15 protein-coding genes and 1 tRNA gene are annotated in these 17,718 nt (G+C 63.0%); 6 read left to right on the top strand and 10 right to left on the bottom strand.

Annotation, left to right across the window (positions count from 1 at the left end):
- Positions 1-7: 7 nt before the first annotated feature.
- From murA to WFL22_RS03235, 4 genes are all read right to left on the bottom strand, one after another.
- A complete protein-coding gene (gene murA / locus WFL22_RS03250; RefSeq protein WP_336651642.1) occupies positions 8-1,336 on the bottom strand; it encodes a UDP-N-acetylglucosamine 1-carboxyvinyltransferase in 1,329 nt (442 codons plus the stop codon).
- A 74-nt stretch (positions 1,337-1,410) separates the two neighbouring features.
- Positions 1,411-2,013, bottom strand: coding sequence for a 3-isopropylmalate dehydratase small subunit (leuD, locus tag WFL22_RS03245; protein ID WP_336651157.1), 603 nt, complete (start codon positions 2,011-2,013; stop codon positions 1,411-1,413).
- 2 nt (positions 2,014-2,015) lie between these two features.
- Positions 2,016-3,503, bottom strand: a complete 1,488-nt coding sequence (leuC, locus tag WFL22_RS03240) for a 3-isopropylmalate dehydratase large subunit (RefSeq protein ID WP_336991445.1) — start codon at positions 3,501-3,503, stop codon at positions 2,016-2,018.
- A 196-nt stretch (positions 3,504-3,699) separates the two neighbouring features.
- Positions 3,700-4,719, bottom strand: a complete 1,020-nt coding sequence (locus tag WFL22_RS03235) for a TerC family protein (RefSeq protein WP_336651159.1) — start codon at positions 4,717-4,719, stop codon at positions 3,700-3,702.
- A 273-nt stretch (positions 4,720-4,992) separates the two neighbouring features.
- Between WFL22_RS03235 and WFL22_RS03230 the strand changes: the two genes are divergently transcribed.
- The gene (locus WFL22_RS03230) at positions 4,993-5,751 is read left to right on the top strand and encodes a TIGR00645 family protein (protein ID WP_336651160.1); all 759 of its coding nucleotides are present in this window, start codon (positions 4,993-4,995) and stop codon (positions 5,749-5,751) included.
- 63 nt (positions 5,752-5,814) lie between these two features.
- Here WFL22_RS03230 and WFL22_RS03225 read toward each other — a convergent pair whose 3' ends face one another.
- Complete coding sequence (locus WFL22_RS03225) at positions 5,815-7,407, bottom strand: isocitrate lyase (protein ID WP_336991444.1); 1,593 nt, start codon at positions 7,405-7,407, stop codon at positions 5,815-5,817.
- 230 nt (positions 7,408-7,637) lie between these two features.
- Here WFL22_RS03225 and WFL22_RS03220 point away from each other — a divergent pair.
- Positions 7,638-7,719 (top strand) — tRNA-Leu (locus WFL22_RS03220).
- Positions 7,720-8,001: 282 nt separating this feature from the next.
- Here the strand turns inward: WFL22_RS03220 and WFL22_RS03215 are convergent.
- Together WFL22_RS03215 and WFL22_RS03210 are read right to left on the bottom strand one after the other, a co-directional pair.
- The gene (locus WFL22_RS03215) at positions 8,002-8,493 is read right to left on the bottom strand and encodes a BLUF domain-containing protein (protein ID WP_336991443.1); all 492 of its coding nucleotides are present in this window, start codon (positions 8,491-8,493) and stop codon (positions 8,002-8,004) included.
- The gene (locus WFL22_RS03210) at positions 8,486-8,719 is read right to left on the bottom strand and encodes a hypothetical protein (protein ID WP_336651163.1); all 234 of its coding nucleotides are present in this window, start codon (positions 8,717-8,719) and stop codon (positions 8,486-8,488) included. Before WFL22_RS03210 ends, WFL22_RS03215 begins: the two co-directional genes overlap by 8 nt.
- A gap of 447 nt (positions 8,720-9,166) precedes the next feature.
- Here WFL22_RS03210 and WFL22_RS03205 point away from each other — a divergent pair, with 447 nt between their 5' ends.
- Positions 9,167-10,663, top strand: coding sequence for a hypothetical protein (locus WFL22_RS03205; RefSeq protein WP_336991442.1), 1,497 nt, complete (start codon positions 9,167-9,169; stop codon positions 10,661-10,663).
- A gap of 1,033 nt (positions 10,664-11,696) precedes the next feature.
- On the opposite strand, the gene WFL22_RS03200 is transcribed toward WFL22_RS03205, so the two are convergent.
- Positions 11,697-13,061: a hypothetical protein gene (locus WFL22_RS03200; protein WP_336991441.1), complete on the bottom strand. Its 1,365-nt coding sequence runs from the start codon at positions 13,059-13,061 to the stop codon at positions 11,697-11,699.
- Positions 13,062-13,504: 443 nt separating this feature from the next.
- On the opposite strand from WFL22_RS03200, the gene WFL22_RS03195 reads away from it, so the two are divergent.
- The 3 genes from WFL22_RS03195 (at position 13,505) to WFL22_RS03185 (ending at position 16,330) form a co-directional block, all read left to right on the top strand.
- Positions 13,505-14,137, top strand: a complete 633-nt coding sequence (locus WFL22_RS03195; RefSeq protein ID WP_336651166.1) for a response regulator transcription factor — start codon at positions 13,505-13,507, stop codon at positions 14,135-14,137.
- A complete protein-coding gene (locus WFL22_RS03190) occupies positions 14,130-15,287 on the top strand; it encodes a sensor histidine kinase (RefSeq protein ID WP_336991440.1) in 1,158 nt (385 codons plus the stop codon). Before WFL22_RS03195 ends, WFL22_RS03190 begins: the two co-directional genes overlap by 8 nt.
- A gap of 92 nt (positions 15,288-15,379) precedes the next feature.
- Positions 15,380-16,330, top strand: a complete 951-nt coding sequence (locus WFL22_RS03185; protein WP_336991438.1) for a hypothetical protein — start codon at positions 15,380-15,382, stop codon at positions 16,328-16,330.
- A gap of 101 nt (positions 16,331-16,431) precedes the next feature.
- Here the strand turns inward: WFL22_RS03185 and WFL22_RS03180 are convergent, their stop codons facing one another.
- Both WFL22_RS03180 and WFL22_RS03175 read right to left on the bottom strand, forming a co-directional pair.
- A complete protein-coding gene (locus WFL22_RS03180; RefSeq protein ID WP_336991436.1) occupies positions 16,432-17,427 on the bottom strand; it encodes an SRPBCC family protein in 996 nt (331 codons plus the stop codon).
- Complete coding sequence (locus WFL22_RS03175) at positions 17,424-17,669, bottom strand: hypothetical protein (RefSeq protein WP_336651170.1); 246 nt, start codon at positions 17,667-17,669, stop codon at positions 17,424-17,426. Before WFL22_RS03175 ends, WFL22_RS03180 begins: the two co-directional genes overlap by 4 nt.
- Positions 17,670-17,718: the final 49 nt, after the last annotated feature.

Below are 17,718 nucleotides of genomic sequence, written 5' to 3'. Positions count from 1 at the left end.
TCGCGGATCAGCTCTCGTAGACGAAGTCGGCGCCGAGCTGGCGCAGCTTTTCGATGAAGTTCTCGTAGCCGCGCGAGATGATGCCGAGATTGGTCACCTTCGTCTGCCCTTCGGCGGTGAGACCGGCGATGAGGTAGCTGAAACCACCACGCAGATCAGGCACTTCGATCTCAGCGCCGGTGAGGGGCGTGGGGCCGGCGATGACGGCAGCCTGCTCGAACTCGCGGCGATTCACGCGCCGGGCGTCATCGTGCAGGCCGTCCTTGTAGACCTTGATGTCGGCACCCATCTTGTTGAGGGCATCGGTGAAGCCGAAGCGGTTCTCGTAGACGGTCTCGTGGATCGTCGAAACGCCCTGCGCCTGCGTCAGCGCCACGACGAGCGGCTGCTGCCAGTCGGTCATGAATCCGGGGTGCACATCGGTTTCGATGGTCACCGGGGTGAGTTCACCACCGGGATGCCAGAAGCGGATCCCATCGTCGTGCACGTCGAAATCGCCGCCGACCTTGCGGAACACGTTCAGGAAGGTCATCATTTCTTCCTGCTTGGCACCGCCGACGAACACGTCACCTCGGGTGGCCAGCGCCGCAGAAGCCCAGCTTGCAGCCTCGTTGCGGTCGAAGATCGCGCGGTGATCGTACCCGCGCAGCTCCTTCACACCCTCGATGAAGATCACCCGGTTCGGCTCGACGGTGATGATCGCACCCATCTTCTGCAGGATGCAGATGAGGTCGATGATCTCGGGCTCGATCGCGGCATTGCGCAGCTCAGTCTGCCCCTCGGCGAGCACGCTCGTGAGCAGCACCTGCTCCGTGGCGCCGACAGAGGGGTAAGGCAGCTCGATGTTCGCACCCTTGAGCCCGTTGGGGGCGGTCAGGCTGATGCCGCTGGGCAGCTTCTCGACAACCGCGCCGAATCGGCGCAGCGCGTCGAGGTGGAAGTCGATCGGGCGGTCGCCGATGCGGCAGCCACCGAGATCAGGGATGAACGCCTTGCCGAGCCGGTGCAGCAGCGGGCCGCAGAACAGAATCGGGATCCGAGACGACCCAGCATGCGCGTCGATATCCGCGTGATGCGCGTGCTCGACGTTCGAGGGGTCGAAGTGCCACTCACCCGGATCTTCACCGCGGGTGATGAGCACACCGTGCAGCGCGAGCAACCCAGCGACAACGCGAATATCGGAGACGTTTGGCACATTGCGCAGGATGCTTGGGGTCTTGCCGAGCAGTGCCGCGACCATCGCTTTGGGGGCGAGGTTTTTCGCACCGCGCACCTCGATGCGCCCCTTGAGCGGGCGCCCACCGTTGATGAGGATCTCATCCGAGGAGAGCCCCACACGGGCGGCAGCCTTCCGCGCGTCGATCTTCAGACCCTCGGCATCGACCTCAGTGGTCGGTGCGTCCTGCTCGCTCACGCGGCCTCCAACGGGGTGGTTGTGGGCATCCAGCTGGGCCGCCGGGCCTCGAAATCAGAAATCGCGCTCTCGTTGCGCAGCGTGAGGGAAATGTCGTCAAGACCCTCCATCAGACGCCAGCGCGTGTAATCGTCAATCTGGAACGGCACCGTCAGATCCCCCACCGAGACGGTGCGATCTTCGAGGCTGACGGTGAGCTGCACACCGGGTTCGGCGTCGATCGCCGCCCACAGCCGCTCAACATCGGCCTCTTCAACCTGGGCTGCAAGCAGACCCTGCTTCCCGGAGTTGCCGCGGAAGATATCGGCGAAGCGAGGCGAGATGACCACCTTGAAGCCGAAGTCGCGCAGCGCCCACACGGCGTGCTCACGGGAGGAACCGGTGCCGAAGTCGGGGCCGACGACCAGGATCTCGGATCCGGCGAAAGCCGGCTGGTTGAGCACGAAGGTGTCGTCTTGCCGCCAGTGGTAAAAAAGCGCGTCATCGAAGCCGGTCTTGGTGACGCGCTTCAGAAAAACGGCGGGGATGATCTGGTCGGTGTCGACGTTGGAGCGCTTCAGCGGCGCCGCGACTCCGGTGATCGTGGTGAACTTGTCCATGATTACGCTGCCTCCACCTTCTCGTCCGCGGCATCGGCTTCCGCGTTGTGCGTGATGCCCCGCTCGGTATCTTCCTGCAGATCCCATGGGCTTGAGAGCGTGCCTCGGATCGCGGTCGCCGCCGCCACGAGCGGCGACACCAGGTGGGTGCGACCACCCTTGCCCTGGCGCCCCTCGAAGTTGCGGTTGGAGGTCGACGCGCAGCGCTCACCCGGAGCCAGCTGGTCGGGGTTCATACCCAGGCACATCGAGCAGCCCGCGAAGCGCCACTCGCCACCGAACTCCTCGACGATCTTGTCGATGCCCTCGGCTTCGGCTTCGAGGCGCACGCGCGCCGAACCCGGCACCACCATCAGGCGAACACCCTCGGCCTTCTTCTTGCCCTTGATGATGTTCGCGAAGGTGCGCAGGTCGTCGAGCCGGCTGTTGGTGCACGAACCCATGAACACCGCATCGACCGCGATCTCCTTCATGGGGGTGCCGGCTTTGAGATCCATGTATTCGAGGGCTCGTTCTGCGGCGGCACGCTCGTTGGGATCCTCGATATCGGCGGGGGTCGGCACGCGCTCGCTAAGCAGCACGCCCTGCCCGGGGTTGGTGCCCCAGGTCACGAAGGGCTCCAGCTGGCTCGCATCGATGAACACTTCGCGGTCAAACACTGCACCCTTATCGGTGGGCAGCGTCTTCCAGTATTCAACGGCGCGATCCCAGTCCTCGCCCTGCGGGGCGTGCGGGCGCCCCTTGACGTACTCGAATGTGGTCTCGTCAGGGGCGACCATTCCGGCGCGGGCGCCGGCCTCGATCGACATGTTGCAGATCGTCATGCGGCCATCCATGGAAAGGCCGCGGATGGCGGATCCGCGATACTCGAGCACGTAACCCTGGCCGCCGCCGGTGCCGATCTTCGCGATGACGGCGAGGATGATGTCCTTGGCGGTCACCCCGGGGCGCAGTTCTCCCTCGACATTGATCGCCATGGTCTTGAACGGCTTCAGCGGCAGCGTCTGCGTGGCCATCACGTGCTCGACCTCGCTCGTGCCGATGCCGAAGGCGAGCGCCCCGAAGGCGCCGTGCGTCGACGTGTGGCTATCACCGCACACGACGGTGATGCCGGGCATCGTGAGGCCGAGCTGCGGGCCGACGACGTGGACGATGCCCTGCTCCTTGTCGCCCAGAGGGTGGGCGCGCACGCCGAACTCGGCGACGTTGTGACGCAGCGTCTCGATCTGCAGGCGGCTGGTGGGATCCTCGATCTGGCGAGTGATGTTCACCGTCGGGGTGTTGTGATCCTCGGTCGCGATCATCAGATCGACGCGACGGAGGGGTCGACCCGCTGTGCGGAGCCCATCGAAGGCCTGGGGGCTCGTTACCTCGTGGATGAGGTGCAGATCGATGTAGATGAGATCCGGCTCGCCGTTCTCGCCTTTGACGACGACGTGGTCGTCCCACAGCTTTTCGGCCAGCGTTCGGGGCTTCAGTGCTTCAGTCATACGTGCGCTTCTCTATTCCGTAACTTGCATGCGCAAAAACGCGCGATTGCTTTTCGGCCGTGCTGGACTCCGCGACGGGAGGGCCGAGCAGCTACACCCCGTCGCGGCAAGGAAGAAGAAGCTGCCAACGACGCATGGCGAAGAGTCTACCACCGGGTGCCTGCATTCCCTGGAAGCGGGCACCCGGTGTAGGTTCTCAGTCGTCTGCGTTCTCGGGCGCGCCGAGGTGAAGCCGTTCGCCGTGCCGCTTCGCGTCGCGGTTCATCTTCACCACGCTCGCGATGGTGGCGACCGCCATCGCAGCGACGATGAAGCCGAGCGACATCCAGGTGGTGATATCGGGAACGGGCACATGCTCGCCACCGTTGATGAAGGGCAGTTCGTTTTCGTGCAGCGCGTGCAGCACCAGCTTGACACCGATGAAGGCGAGAATCGCCGCGATGCCGTACTTGAGGTACACGAGACGGTCGAGCAGGCCACCCAACAGGAAGTAGAGCTGACGGAGACCCATTAGAGCGAACACGTTCGCGGTGAACACGATGAAGGGGCTGCGGGTGATGCCGAAGATAGCCGGGATGGAGTCGAGCGCGAACAGCAGATCAGTGGTGCCGAGCGAGACGAGCACGAGCAGGAACGGAGTCCACATGCGCTTGCCGTCGACTGTGGTGCGCAGCTTGCCGCCGTCGTAGTGCTCGCTGATCGGCATGACCTTCTTCACCTGGCGGATCACCCAGCTGTCGCCGGCGTGCGCGTCTTCGCCGGGCTTCACCTGCTGCCATGCCGTCCAGATGAGCCAGGCGCCGAAGATGAAGAAGATCCAGATGAAGCGCTCGATAAGGGCGGCGCCTGCGAGGATGAAGATGCCTCGGAAGATCAGGGCGAGCACGATGCCGATCATGAGTGCGCGCTGCTGGTAGGCGTGCGGCACCTTGAAGCTTGCGAGAATCAGCACGAACACGAAGAGGTTGTCGATCGACAGGCTGTATTCGGTGAGCCAACCAGCCAAGAACTCGGTGCCGTGCTGCACATCCCCCAGCAAGAAGATCGCGCCGGCAAAGACGAGCGCCAGCAGCACGTAGAAGCCCACCCAGAGGCTGGCTTCGCGCATGCTTGGCACGTGCGGGCGCTTGATGATGAGAAGCAGGTCGATGATGAGGATCGCGACGAGCAGGATCATCGATCCGATCTCGAACCAGAACGGAAGAACAGGGGTCACAGCATCTCTTTCGGTGCGGCGCGGGCGCGCGAATGAACCGAAAGTCTCTCCCCGGCGAGGCTCCCCGCGAGGCGGCGGAACGTCACCGCGTCCGCACCGGCCGGGCCACGGAGCACGGCGTATTGACGACACGGACGAAACGGAATACTCCCTTTCGAAGGCACCATCATACCCCGCCATGCCGGAAGCCTCGCCGAGGCGCGATCGCTATTCTCAGCGGTGTCTGGCGAATGACTCGCTACGATGTGATCCTCAGCAGACGAAAGGATCCTCGTGACCGACCGTTCCAACCCGCCGATCACGCGCAGCGCCGAGCGTGGCCCGGGGCCGGCTTCCCGCACCCTCGCCGCATTCATCTTCGCCAGCCGCTGGCTGCAGGCACCGCTGTACCTCGGCCTGATCATCGCGCAGGCCGTCTATGTCGTGCTGTTCTTCGTGGAGCTCTGGCACCTGATCGACAACGCGATCCTCGCCGGGCATATCAGCGAGACCGAGGTCATGCTGAGCGTGCTCGCGCTCATCGACATCGTGATGATCGCGAACCTGCTCATCATGGTGATCATCGGTGGCTACGAGACCTTCGTGTCGAAGATCCGCGTCGAGGGCCACCATGACGAGCCCGACTGGCTTTCGCACGTCAACGCGAACCTGTTGAAGGTCAAGCTCGCGATCTCGATCATCTCGATCTCCTCAATCCACCTGCTCAAGACCTTCATCGAGGTCGGTCGCATGGACGACGGCATCGTTCGCAATGCCGACGGCACGGTGCTCTACTCATGGGATGGCGTGTTCTGGGAGGTCATGATCCACCTCGCCTTCATCATCTCGGCGCTCGCGCTGGCCTGGATCGACAAGATGAGCCATCAGCACCCCGCTCCCCCGAAGAGCGAGCAACTCACCGCTGGTCGTTTGGAGGCCTCGCTGCGGAGTGCTTCCCCGGCAGCCGATGCAACCCCCAGCTCTGACGGCTATGTCACCGTCCGGCTCCCCGCCGGGTCGCAGCTTCCCGAGGGTGCCCGCATCGTCGACTGATTGACTCGCTGCACGCAAGATAATGGGGCCCGGCATCTGCCGGGCCCCATTTTTGCGTTCAGATCAGAACTGGTTCATGGTGTTGTCTTTGCCGCCAGCCTTGAGTGCGGCGTCACCGGCGAAGTACTCCTTGTGGTTGTCGCCGATATCGCTGCCGGCCATGTTCTGGTGCTTGACCGTGGCGATGCCTTGGCGAATCTCTTCGCGCTGCACGTCACGCACGTAGGTGAGCATGCCCTCGTCGCCGAAGTAGCCCTTGGCGAGGTTGTCGGTGGACAGCGCGGCCGTGTGGTAGGTCGGCAGGGTGATGAGGTGGTGGAAGATGCCAGCACGGGCGGAGCCATCGCGCTGGAAGGTGCGGATCTTCTCATCGGCGAGGCGAGCAAGCTCGGTGCCGTCGTAGTCGACGCTCATCAGGCTGTCGCGATCGTAGGAGGAGACATCGGCGCCCTGCTCCACGAGCGCGTCATAGGCCTGCTGACGGAAGTTGAGGGTCCAGTTGAACGAGGGGCTGTTGTTGTAGACAAGCTTCGCGTTCGGGATGACCTCGCGGATCCGGTCGACCATGCCGGCGATCTGCTCGACGTGCGGCTTCTCGGTCTCGATCCACAGCAGATCCGCGCCGTTCTCCAGCGAGGTGATGCAATCGAGCACGCAGCGATCCTCACCGGTGCCCTTGCGGAACTGGTAGAGGTTGCTGGCGAGGCGCTTCGGGCGCAGCAGCTTGCCGTCGCGCTTGATGACCACATCGCCGTTGCCGAGATCGGCGTCGGAGATCTCTTCGACGTCGAGGAAGGAGTTGTACTGATCGCCGAGGTCGCCGGGGGTGTTGGTGACTGCGAGCTTCTGGGTCAGACCGGCACCGAGCGAGTCGGTGCGGGCAACGATCACGCCGTTGTCGATTCCGAGTTCGAGGAAGGCGTAGCGCACTGCGTTGATCTTCGCGATGAAGTCCTCGTGCGGCACGGTGACCTTGCCGTCCTGGTGACCGCACTGCTTCTCGTCGGAGACCTGGTTTTCGATCTGGATCGCGCAGGCGCCTGCTTCGATCATCTTCTTCGCGAGCAGGTAGGTCGCCTCGGGGTTGCCGAAGCCGGCATCGATATCGGCGATGATCGGCACGATGTGGGTCTCGTAGTTGTCGATCTGCGACTGGATGAACTCGACCGCGGTGTCATCACCGGCGCGGCGTGCTTCATCGAGCTTCGAGAAGAGCAGGTCGAGTTCACGGGCGTCGGCCTGGCGCAGGAAGGTGTAGAGCTCTTCGATGAGCGCCGGCACGGCGGTCTTCTCGTGCATCGACTGGTCGGGCAGCGGGCCGAACTCGGAGCGGAGCGCGGCGACCATCCAACCCGAGAGGTAAAGGTAGCGCTTGTTGGTGGTCTGCAGGTGCTTCTTGATCGAGATCAGCTTCTGCTGACCGATGAAGCCGTGCCAGACACCGAGCGACTGGGTGTACACCGAGGAGTCGGCGTCGTACTCGGCCATGTCGCGGCGCATGATGTCGGCGGTGTACTGGGCGATTTCGAGGCCCGTGCGGAAACGGTTCTGCGCACGCATGCGAGCGACGTGCTCGGGGTTGATGGCATCCCAGCTCGAGCCGTTCTGCTCCTTGAGTGCCTCGATGGCCTCGATGTCGTTCTGGAACGCAGTCATGCTGACTCCTTTGTGTGATGGCGGCTAGCTCCGATGTGAACTACTTCTACTCTGCGGCACGCTAGACCCCCACCACCAACGAATCAGAGGGTGAAGATTCGCAGAATTTCTGCTCTACGGAAAAGTTGGTGCCAGCTCAGGCACGGTTGGCACCGCAGACGAGGAGCGCGTGCTGCGCACTGCACCGACCACAGGAGCCGATATGCTGTCAGCGGCCCTGAATGGGCCGAGCGCGAGTGGCGGAATTGGCAGACGCGCTGGATTTAGGTTCCAGTGTCTTCGGACGTGGGGGTTCAAGTCCCCCCTCGCGCACGCTATACGGGATACGGGCAGAAGCCGACACCGGCTTCTGCCCGGCGTGCGGATGGCGCGCAGATACAGGGCCCCTCTGGCAATGAGCTCACACGACCACCTGCATCAGTTATTCCCGCGCACAGCTTCGTCTCCCGGGGCCGCACTCCGCGGGTGCGACCGTCTCGCGGCATTCGCGGTGACTCCATTGGCAGAATGGATGCCAGTAGTGTCGAATCTCAACAGTGGGTGCGAACCTCGGTCAGTACTGATCCAGTGGGCACCAAAATAGGAGCATCACGATCAAGCTACTGCGAGCGCAGGCAGACCTGACCGCACCCGGAACCACAATGCCAACTCCTTTGCCGCCCGCCCGGAGGTAACAGCGGTCGGAACTTCAGCGATATCGGCGAAGGAGTCCCTGAACCCGTCAGGCGCGGGAACACCGTCAGACCGCATCGCCCGATAACCCATGGTCCAGTCGTGGAACTGGCGAGTCAGACTCCATTCATCGACGCCAACGCGAATGTTCGTGTGCCGACGATCTCGTTGAATCTTGAGCATGAGTTCGTCAATCGCGGCAGGTTCACCTTCAAGGAATTGAATGAACCGGTCGTTCCGGTACAGCAACAGTCCCGTGATACCAACGGCACTGTTCCGCGACCGCGCATCCGAGAGCAGCAGTTCGAGGTCTTCTTCGTAGAACCTGGTTACCGCGAGACTGGAATACACCAGGAACCGGAGCGTCCCCTTCGGCAAGAGCGTATTCTCAGCTCCCTGGACAGAGTCACGCATCGTCCGAACCACCTTCGTTCATCCCAGGCAGCGACTGAACTGCCTCCATCGCTTCGTCGAGGGAACCGAACTGCCCCAATGGTCGGGAGAGCATGTCCCATGCCATGGCATGACTTTCATGAGCATCATCGACGTAGCCTAAGAATTCCCCGAACCTGCTTCCCACATAGAAGTCATCTTCAACTCGCGCCCACGTCGTGTGAACGCTAGAACGACCGTTGTTCACCTGCCGCGCCCCCTTACTGCCCGTTTCAGCTGGGCGGGTTCGCACAGAAGGCGAATCATCGCTCGGGTCACCTCGAAAATGTACTGCCCGCCAAAGCTCATCAGTAGCCCTTGCGCCTCCGGAGAGAATCCGGTAGCGCAGCCAAAGGACTTCTGACCCGACTGGTCTGGGTGGGAAGCCTCAACGAACATCCGCAAGTGCAGGCACCATTTCTTGGAGTATCCAGTTCCCGGGGACGTGAACCTCGCTCACTCAACAGCAGTTGACCGCTTCTGACGCTCAACACCGAAAGCGAACACCCACCTGTCGGGTAGATCGGAATGTCACCTCAGCGCCCAACCGCTATGACCCCCATAAGTGGGGATGGCCCGCATGCGGCGCCGCAAATACGTTTGAACTTTGAGCGCCAAGGGGCGTGCGAGAAGCCCAACACGGCTTGCCAACCCCATGATGCGGGTCGAACACAAACGCAACGGACTGAAGAACGACTGTTCTCGGAGCAGTCAAGAACTCACTGACATGGATAAGGGGTGGAGCACCGTGAGCAGGACACGACAGGCTTCAGGTAAAACCGCATTGGCATTTCTGGTGGCGGCCGCAGGGTCACTCATCGCGGTGAGCGTGCCGAGCCCGACTCAAGCGAGTGTGCCCGATCCTCCAGCATCTGAGCAATTCCAGGCACCCTTATGCTCTGGGAACACCAGCTATGACCCTCGGGAGCACACTGGCATCTCCGACGACCTGAGTGTTGTGTTTGGCCAACGCCTCTCGGACTACAACGCAGGCAGAATGGTAATGCTCTACAACACGGCCGGACTCAACCAGGGCGATCCGCCGATTTGCGGAACGCGTCATGTTGCCGGTGTCGGAGCGGTGTCAGAGTGGATGTACTGCACCGATATGGACTACAACACCTGCGCCGAAACAGACCAAGAAGGTCGCCTGACACATCAAGGCGGCACGATCATCGAAGGCCTCGAGGACCGAGCTTCCAACCCCAGACTTTCCGCTGATCAAGAGCGGCTCGTCCGATATATCCTTACCAACGATCTTCAAGTTCTTGATCACAACAATCTCGTCTCGGCGAGCGACGAAAATGATTACAGCCGCGATCTACGACAACTGGCAGTGTGGTGCATCACTGAAGACCAGGAAAGCCTCACAGGCAATATCGCAAGCTACTGCGACACCAACTTTTCTGAACTCAGGCAGCAAGAGATCCTCGACTCGCTCTCCGCAGAACCTACGTTCACGTCGGTCGTTACTCCACATGTGGACCAGATGACCCCTCGGGTTGGTGAGACAGTGGTGATCGAGGTGTCCACCAACGTGTATGCCTCGCCCATCTCGATTGACGCGCCAGGTGCGGAAGCCGAGATCTGCTCCCAGTCTGCGCTGCTCGCGCACTTCGAAAATGGGCAGCTCGTTGTCAACCCGTCAACCGCATCATCCGAGACCATACATCTGTGCCTGACATGGGAGACATCCGGGTCGAAGCAAGTGCGACTCGCAGTGACGCCCTCAGAAAGCACTCCCCAGGCGCTCTCGTGGGTGCAATCTCCGACGCTGATCGAAGAGAAACCCTGTCAGGTCTATTCGAACTTCAACTCCGCGCTGGGAATGACACTTAGTACAGAGCTTGTTGTCGACGTGGCCGCGGCCGAGAATCCCATCGACCCAGGTGCGCCCGGCGAGCCTACCGCCCCAGAAGAAGCGGTAAACCCTCCTCGAACGAGCGAGACCACGGAGCCACAGGAAGCCGCAGCTGCAGGAAGCTCGCAGCGCCCGAACGACAGGCAGCTGGCTTCCACAGGCGGCAGTTCGATGCTTGGAGTAGGCACCGCAGCCTTCTTGCTTGCCGCGGGAGGTGCAGTCCTGGTACTCGTGCAGAAGCGCGCACGGCAGGTCGCGGTCACGTCCGGCACCCAGGTGGATCATTCTTGAGTGCGGTCTTGCCCCCAAGCGGCTCGAGTCGGTGACAGCTGCGTGGGGCCACGAGTGCGACTTGCTCGTTCATCATGATCCCGTGGTTGACCAGAGCCAGGCGGCCGAGGCAATCCCGCCGGTGCCACCCCTCCCCCAGTGCGGGACCGTCTGCACAACGCATCCTGCGAAGTATTCCAGCGCAGGGTGCGTTGTGCGTTGCTCTGCAGGGAGCGTGACTCCATTCTTGAGTCGAGCGAGCATTCCGGGATACGGCTGAAAAACACATCGCCCACGACGAAAACACCCCGGCCCTGGCGGGTCTCATGCGCTGAACTGTCACAGATAGCGCTCAGGTCGCTGATGCGCTGCGCATTCGGGCGAAACGGTCGTCATTCGCTGGCAGGTTCGGCCCTTTCCTAGTGACGCTCAGTTTCCTCGCCCAAGCGATCATCCACTCAGTGCCGCAGATAGGGGGCTACGAGGATCGGTTGCAGATGGGCTCGCGAGGGTGTCGTGCTTCTTCGACGATGATCCCCACGTGCGGGCAGCCCCTGCCCCGCAATATATGCGAGGGAGAGGGGTGCATCCACCTCGCACAGCACCACTGCATCCTGTTCCAGGAACTCGTTGCGGTGCAGGGTTTCCCGGTTCTCATCGGTCCTGGGGCGGGTGGCCCCAGTTTGATCGCTTCGCTCAATGTGAGCCTGCCAGCCCCCGATCGAGCGCGCAGGCGCGCACATCGTGTCTCTTCGCGACCCGGGCAATTGGAGCCACTGGTCTGGTTTCGTGGCGACTCCTACGAAGCCAACGGACACTTGCGAACAGCTGGGAATGCTAGCGACCACACTCCTGACCGGCCGAAGCTCCCCCGGTGAGATGTCGCATCACCGAAAGCAGACCGCCCACCGATCGCCCATTACGCCTCGGACATGCCTTCTTGGCGCCTACACAGCGTGATGGGTCGCTGTGCCAAAGCCCAGCGACCCATCACTTTCAATTCGGTCAGCAGCCAGCGGCGTCGTTGACCCTCACCCGGCAGGAGCCGCGATCATCAGCCCCGTACGGCGCGGCGACGATGCGCGATCCACACTCCGCTTCCTGCGGTCAGCAGCATTGCCGCGACCAGTCCGGCCCACACGGGCGCGGTGCTCCCCGTGCGCGCAAGTTGCTGGGCGCTTTCCTGACCCTCTGCACCAGGGGCGACTCCCACCGCCGGCGCAGCAGGGCTGCTCGGCTCGGATGAACCGCCCGGAATCACGGGACTTGCGGGCTCGACGGGAACAACGGGGTACTCCACTGCAACAGTGAGCCCAGCGGTCAAGACGTCAGTCACCTGCGAGCGGAAGTTCGAGAAGACCTGGCAGGGCTTTCCGTCAACGATGCTCGGCGACTGCACCCACCCGAGCGCCTCACTCGAAAGGGTCTCAGGGAGTGCCGAGAAGCCGATGGCATGCGTGCCGGCTTCCTGCCATGAGACGCAGAGCGACACCGTCGCCTGCGCAGCATCACCTGAGCTGACAAGCAGCACACCATCAACGATGTTCGCGGTGCCCTGAGACGCAGGGCAGACACTCACCGTGGCGCCAGGGGCATCGATCGTGATCGGCGTGCCGAACAGGTTCGTGGTCAGCGTCACCTCGACGGTATCGTCGATTCCAATGCTCGCTTCGCTCGAAGCCGCCGACAGGGTTGGCTCGAAGAAGGGATCTGCAGGCAGCGCGTCAAGCATGGCCTGCTTCTGCGCATCAGTGAAGTTTGCCGCGCAGAACGCCTGCAACAGATCGAAGTCCCCTCCGTCGGGGTCAGAGACGCACCACACCGACCACTGCCGGTAGGTGCGCGATTCCCCGTTCGCATTGCCGATCACCAGGGGTGATCCGTTGACCATCACCGTGAGATCAGTGGTGAGAATATGTCGGATGAGGCGTTCCTGCGAGGCATCGAGCCGTGGGTTCCCGTCAAGGTCGAGCAGGCCGTCGACAACGACATCGCCCTCAACGAGACGCCCCTCGGCGTCGGTTGCCGAGCAGGTGAGACTGTGAATATCTGTGCAGTACAACCATTCAGAGACAGGCCCACCCAGCTCGGCTTCGTAGCGGGTGCCGCACACCGGCACCTCTCCGTCGACGTTCATACCCGAGTTGGCGTACAACATGACCATCTTTCCGGCGTTGTAGTCGGTGAGTCGTTGTCCAAACACCTCACTCAAGTCGCTGATCGGGTCGTTCATCGGGTGCAGGGGGTCGAATCTCGTCGCGCCCTCGCACAGCGGGGCCTGGAATGGCTCTGCAATCTGTGGGTTCGGGGCGACGGGTTGCACCGCCTCAGCGGGCACAGTGCCGACGAGCGCCATCATCACTCCGATGACAGGCACGAGGAGCCCCATCACCGCACCTCGTATCTTGCGTCGTCTCATAAGTTTGTCCCCTCAGAATCTTGCGTACCGTGGACCCCGGGGCACGTGTTTTGCACCCTGCACCAGAGTCAACCTCTCAACTTCGAACGCGCCTGCACGGCACCCGGCCGCTTGACGCACCTGACTATGTTCGTTGCGGGATCCGCCGTGAACAACCCCCACTGATTGGGGTTTTGAGCACCCCAGAAGCGCTGTAGCTTGGTGCTGGTCACTCGACCATCTCGGCGGCCCTGTGACCCCACACAGGCCAGGCCCGAGGCCCACGCCCAGCGCTCCCAGAGCTCCTTGGGCGGTGGTGAGCGGTGCCGGGTCGTCCCCCATACCCCGATCCGATGCCGCTCACCACTTTGCGGTACTGTGCGAGTGAGGTCGCGTTCTCACGAGGGCGCCGTTCTATTCACTCGGGCTGCGTCCCGATCGGAGCGCTGTGCCCTGGAGGGACCATGATCAACATTGGGGTTATCGACGATCATGCGGTGATCGCGCAAGGCGTGACAGCGCTGCTGAACGCTGAGAAGGATATTGAGGTCGTCGCTACTGCGACTTCACCGAACGGTCTGCCTCGACCGCCACACCCCTATGACGTGGTGCTTTTGGATCTGTCTCTCGGCGACGGCTCGACCACCAGCGACAACGTCGCAGCAGTGAGCAAGCTCGCCAAGAAGGTCATCGCCTTCACGAGCGGAGAGCAGCCCCACCTGATCCGCGAGGCGACCCGTGCGGGGGTGGCTGCTGTGGTGCGAAAGTCGGCTCCGCCGCAAACGCTCGTCAGCGCGATCAGAGCAGTGCACGGCAACACCGCGGTGCCCGATGCTGAGTGGGCTGCGGCGCTCGAAGCCGACCGCGGCTTCGTCGCCACGCTGCTCACGCCCCGAGAGGTCGAAGTGCTCGCACTGTACGCGGGCGGCGAGCCTGCGAAACGCGTGGCCAGGGCGTTGTTCATCTCGGAAGACACGGTGATCGACCACATTCGCAATATCCGCGCCAAGTACGCCGATCAAGATCGGCCGGTGAGTTCGAAGATTGATCTCTTCCGCCGCGCTGTGGAGGATGGCATTCTGCGTATCGATGACTGATTCAGCTTCTCGTATCGAGCTTCTGAACCGGCGATTCGCCGGTTTCGTCGCGCTCGGCGGTCTCGCTCTTGGCGCGATGTGGATCGCAGAGCAGTGGCTCTCCCCCACGCGGCAGGCCTGGTGGGCGATCGCGGGGTATGCCGTGCTTCTGCTTGGCCTGCTCATCGTTGCTGTGGGGGCAACGCGGATGCGGAGCCGCACGCTTTACATACTGCTGTGCTTGATGGTCGTGCTCGGCTTCCTGTTGCAGGTGCTCACATTCCAATCACTCACCGGGGAAATCTCTCCCGAGGTGTGGCAGACCGGCTGGATGCTCACCGGCGTGTATCTAAGCTTCATTGCGCTGCTGCGGCGAGCCTCGCACCCGTATCTGACGATTAATCTCTTCGCTGCACTCGTCGCTACGTTTCCCGCGCTGTCATTCTGGTTCGATTCAGGGTTCGTGACGGTGCACATGGTGGTCGTCACACTGGTGCAGTTCACGAATGTTGGTTACCCGGTCGTGTTGCTCGCTCTGCGCGCGCGTCTTATGCACTACGGTGCCCGCCAGGATCGTTGGCGTCAGCGTGCGGTCGACGCGGCAGCGACGCGTGAAGAACTGCGTGAGGCACGGCGGCTCGGTAGCGCAGTGCATGATCGCGCGCTGGGGGTGCTCACTCAGGTGATGTGGAGCGGCGGTGCCGTAGACAATGCTCTCCGCTCCTCGGCCCGAGCAGCGCTGACGCTTCTGGAGGAACAAGAGCGACGCAGTGCCGGTGAAGTCAATGTTGAGGAGATTGACGCAGTGCTGCCGAGCGACTTCGCTCAGATCGATCCCGAAGTCTCGGTCGTGGTGCTTCGCAACGAGGGCACTCTCCCGAGCATCGTGATTGCTTCGCTCCTGGATGCCGCGCTTGAGGCGCTGCGCAACAGTGCGAAACACGCGCCAGCTGCACACCGTAAGGTGCTGATCTCGTTCCAGGATGATTGCGCACGGGTGGTGGTGTCTGATGATGGGCCCGGCTTCAGTCCGTCAATCATCGGCGAGAATCGGCTCGGGGTCTCAGGCTCGATTGTGGCCCGAATGAGGGATCTTCCCGGCGGAGAGGCGCGGGTGGTCACATCCCCAGGTTCGGGAACGGAGGTGGTGCTGACGTGGAGACGCGTGTAGGCGGCGGGACAATGTCGCCGTCCCACTTCAAGCGACGTGATTCCACCTGGGTCCCGCTGCACCGGCCGGGGCCGATGATCTGGCTATTGATCATGCTGCTGGCAACACCTCTCATTGAGGCTGCGCTGAAACGCGACGTTGACGCGGCGGCGGCGTCCGTGGTCGTGTGGGCGGCGGTTGCAGCGTGTCTGGGCACAGCAACATACCTGAGTGGTTTCCACCCGGCACTGCACAGGTTTCGCAGGAGCCGCGTTGCCATTATCGTCGCGTGCGCCTACGGCACCGCCGTGATCAGGGTAAACCTCAACACCACCGAATACCTGCCCTCGCTGTTCACATTTGCGATGGTGCTCGTCATCTTGGTGCTGCTGGAGGGGCATCGGGTGCTGGCACTCACTGCGGGCATGCTGATGCTGGCGGCTGCGGCTGTGCAGGTCGTTGCGAACGGGCCGAGCCTGCGCGAGTTTCTCTCGCTGGGCTATCTCTTGTGCATGCTGCTGTTGGCCCTCGCTTGGGTCGTCTATGTTGGCCGCTTGCTGCGGGCTGGCAACACGTTCGACTCCCGGGCAGCTGCGCTCCTGGATGCCCGCAGAGCTGATGCTCGTGAATTGATCCGCTTGCGGCTGCACCATGCACTCACCGATTCCGGCACGAATGACGTGCTGAGACGCCTCACCACCGCAGACACTGTCGACGAGGAACTGATGCGCGATGTTCGCATGGCTGAGGCGAGCTTGCGCGACCAGCTCAGCGCCCCCATCTTCAATCACCCGGCGATGACGTCCGAGGTCGCGGCAGCCAGGCGGCGCGGCGTTGCCGTGCGATTGACGGGAGAGTCGCTCGGTGCTCAGCGAGGGGGCACCGTGGGGTTGGCGCTTGCAACGCGACTTGCGAGTGTCTTGCGGGGGCTGCACGCCGGCAGTTCCGTGGTGATTCGTCACCGGCCGAGCACGGCAGCAGACACGTTCACTGTGGTCATCGAGGCCGACGATGAAGTCTCCCAACTGACATTCAAGGCCAGCGGAGAGGTGCTGAGTGATTGATCACTCGCGTGTGATGGGCGGATCAGCGGGCCCTCAAGAGGCAGCACCGACCGCCGCTGGCGCAGCCGTCGTGCTGTTGCACGGCTTCGAAAGCAGACCCCTCACCGGAAGGCCCTGCTGATCCCAGCACCGAGCTGCGTCAATTGCATCCAGATCACAAAGCGGTGCACGGGCCGCAGCAGCGGCTGCAGCAGGCGGCGGATCCGCGTTCCGCGTTCCAGGTTCCGCTCCCACGCGAGGGAGGTGCGCAGCTGGGTGCCACCGGCGGCCTGTTCGAGGGCGATGCGGATCCGTTTCGTGTTGCTGCGCGGAGCGTCTGGCCATGAGAAGCGCCACTCGATGAGGTGCAGGGGCTCGCGTGCGGTGAGTTCGACGAGCGAGGCGCGGTAGTGGGGGTTGACCCGCAGCGGCTTCCCGTCAGGGCGCTCCGTGCGGGTGAGGGCGCGCCAGCTTGAGCCGACGCACACGCGCTCAGGAACATCTTCGACGCTTGCGGTGCCCGGCTCCCACTCCGCGAAGCGGGCGGGATCGTCGAGCAGCGCCCAGACGTGCTCTGGCGGTGCCGGCACGAAGCTTTCGGCCGAGCCCGTGAGCACTGCGGGGGTGATCCCCGCCTGAGGCAGGCCGGGGAGTTGCTCGGCCCCGGCGAGCCGGGTGCGCACCTCATCGACTTCTGCCCCGAGGCGGCGCAGCACGGCCTCGACGAATCCGCTCGGTTCGGCGATGAGTTCGCGCAGCACGGCTGAGGCATCGCCCTGGCGCGAGCCTTTCGATGCTCTGGTAAGAATGTCGAGCGCCTGCTCACCCCAGCGGTAGTCTCCCGTCTCATGGAAGGTGATCCGGCCGGACGGGGGTGCTGCGGCGGTGATACCCAGCGCGGCGAGTTGGGCGGCGTGCTGCGCCGCGACGGCTTCGCGCGCAGTGTCGAGCGTGATTCCGAAGCTGCGCAGCACCTGCCCTGCCGCCTGCTCACTCACCACGAGCGCGAGCAGCAGGTGGTCGACGCCGGCGGTGCGCTCCCCTGTGCGGGAGGCTTCCTCCATCGCAGCGAGTGAAAGTGTGTGGCTCGTGGCCGCGGCGGTCGTGAATTTACTCACCGGGTTCTCCTCGGAACGGGGATCGATGGGTCGATCCGTTTGGCATACTTCTTGTGCACCGCCTGACGTGACACCCCGAGCGCGTCAGCGATCTCCTGCCAGTTCATACCGGCGCGTAGTCCTGCTTCGACCTGTGCGAGTTCGAGACGTTCAGTGAGGGAACGCAGCGAGGCGATGGCGCGCAGGCCTGTTCGGGGGTCTCGCGTATCAGCGGCGGCTTCGGCGACGTGCAACGATTCCATATTGTCAACCTACATTGCCAAGCGACACTTCGTCAACCAAGGTTGCTCA

Source organism: Leucobacter sp. VD1, assembly GCF_037150695.1.
GTDB lineage: Bacteria > Actinomycetota > Actinomycetes > Actinomycetales > Microbacteriaceae > Leucobacter.
Note: the sequence above shows the minus strand (reverse complement) of the source record. Positions and strands in the feature narration are given on the sequence as shown.

What these genes read in the sequence shown, in the direction of transcription:
- leuD (WP_336651157.1), bottom strand. Translation starts at nt 2,013, where the DNA reads ATGGACAAGTTCACCACGATCACCGGAGTCGCGGCGCCGCTGAAGCGC.
- leuC (WP_336991445.1), bottom strand. Translation starts at nt 3,503, where the DNA reads ATGACTGAAGCACTGAAGCCCCGAACGCTGGCCGAAAAGCTGTGGGAC.
- WFL22_RS03225 (WP_336991444.1), bottom strand. Translation starts at nt 7,407, where the DNA reads ATGACTGCGTTCCAGAACGACATCGAGGCCATCGAGGCACTCAAGGAG.
- WFL22_RS03215 (WP_336991443.1), bottom strand. Translation starts at nt 8,493, where the DNA reads ATGCGTGACTCTGTCCAGGGAGCTGAGAATACGCTCTTGCCGAAGGGG.
- WFL22_RS03205 (WP_336991442.1), top strand. Translation starts at nt 9,167, where the DNA reads ATGATGCGGGTCGAACACAAACGCAACGGACTGAAGAACGACTGTTCT.
- WFL22_RS03200 (WP_336991441.1), bottom strand. Translation starts at nt 13,061, where the DNA reads ATGAGACGACGCAAGATACGAGGTGCGGTGATGGGGCTCCTCGTGCCT.
- WFL22_RS03195 (WP_336651166.1), top strand. Translation starts at nt 13,505, where the DNA reads ATGATCAACATTGGGGTTATCGACGATCATGCGGTGATCGCGCAAGGC.
- WFL22_RS03190 (WP_336991440.1), top strand. Translation starts at nt 14,130, where the DNA reads ATGACTGATTCAGCTTCTCGTATCGAGCTTCTGAACCGGCGATTCGCC.
- WFL22_RS03185 (WP_336991438.1), top strand. Translation starts at nt 15,380, where the DNA reads ATGCTGCTGGCAACACCTCTCATTGAGGCTGCGCTGAAACGCGACGTT.
- WFL22_RS03175 (WP_336651170.1), bottom strand. Translation starts at nt 17,669, where the DNA reads ATGGAATCGTTGCACGTCGCCGAAGCCGCCGCTGATACGCGAGACCCC.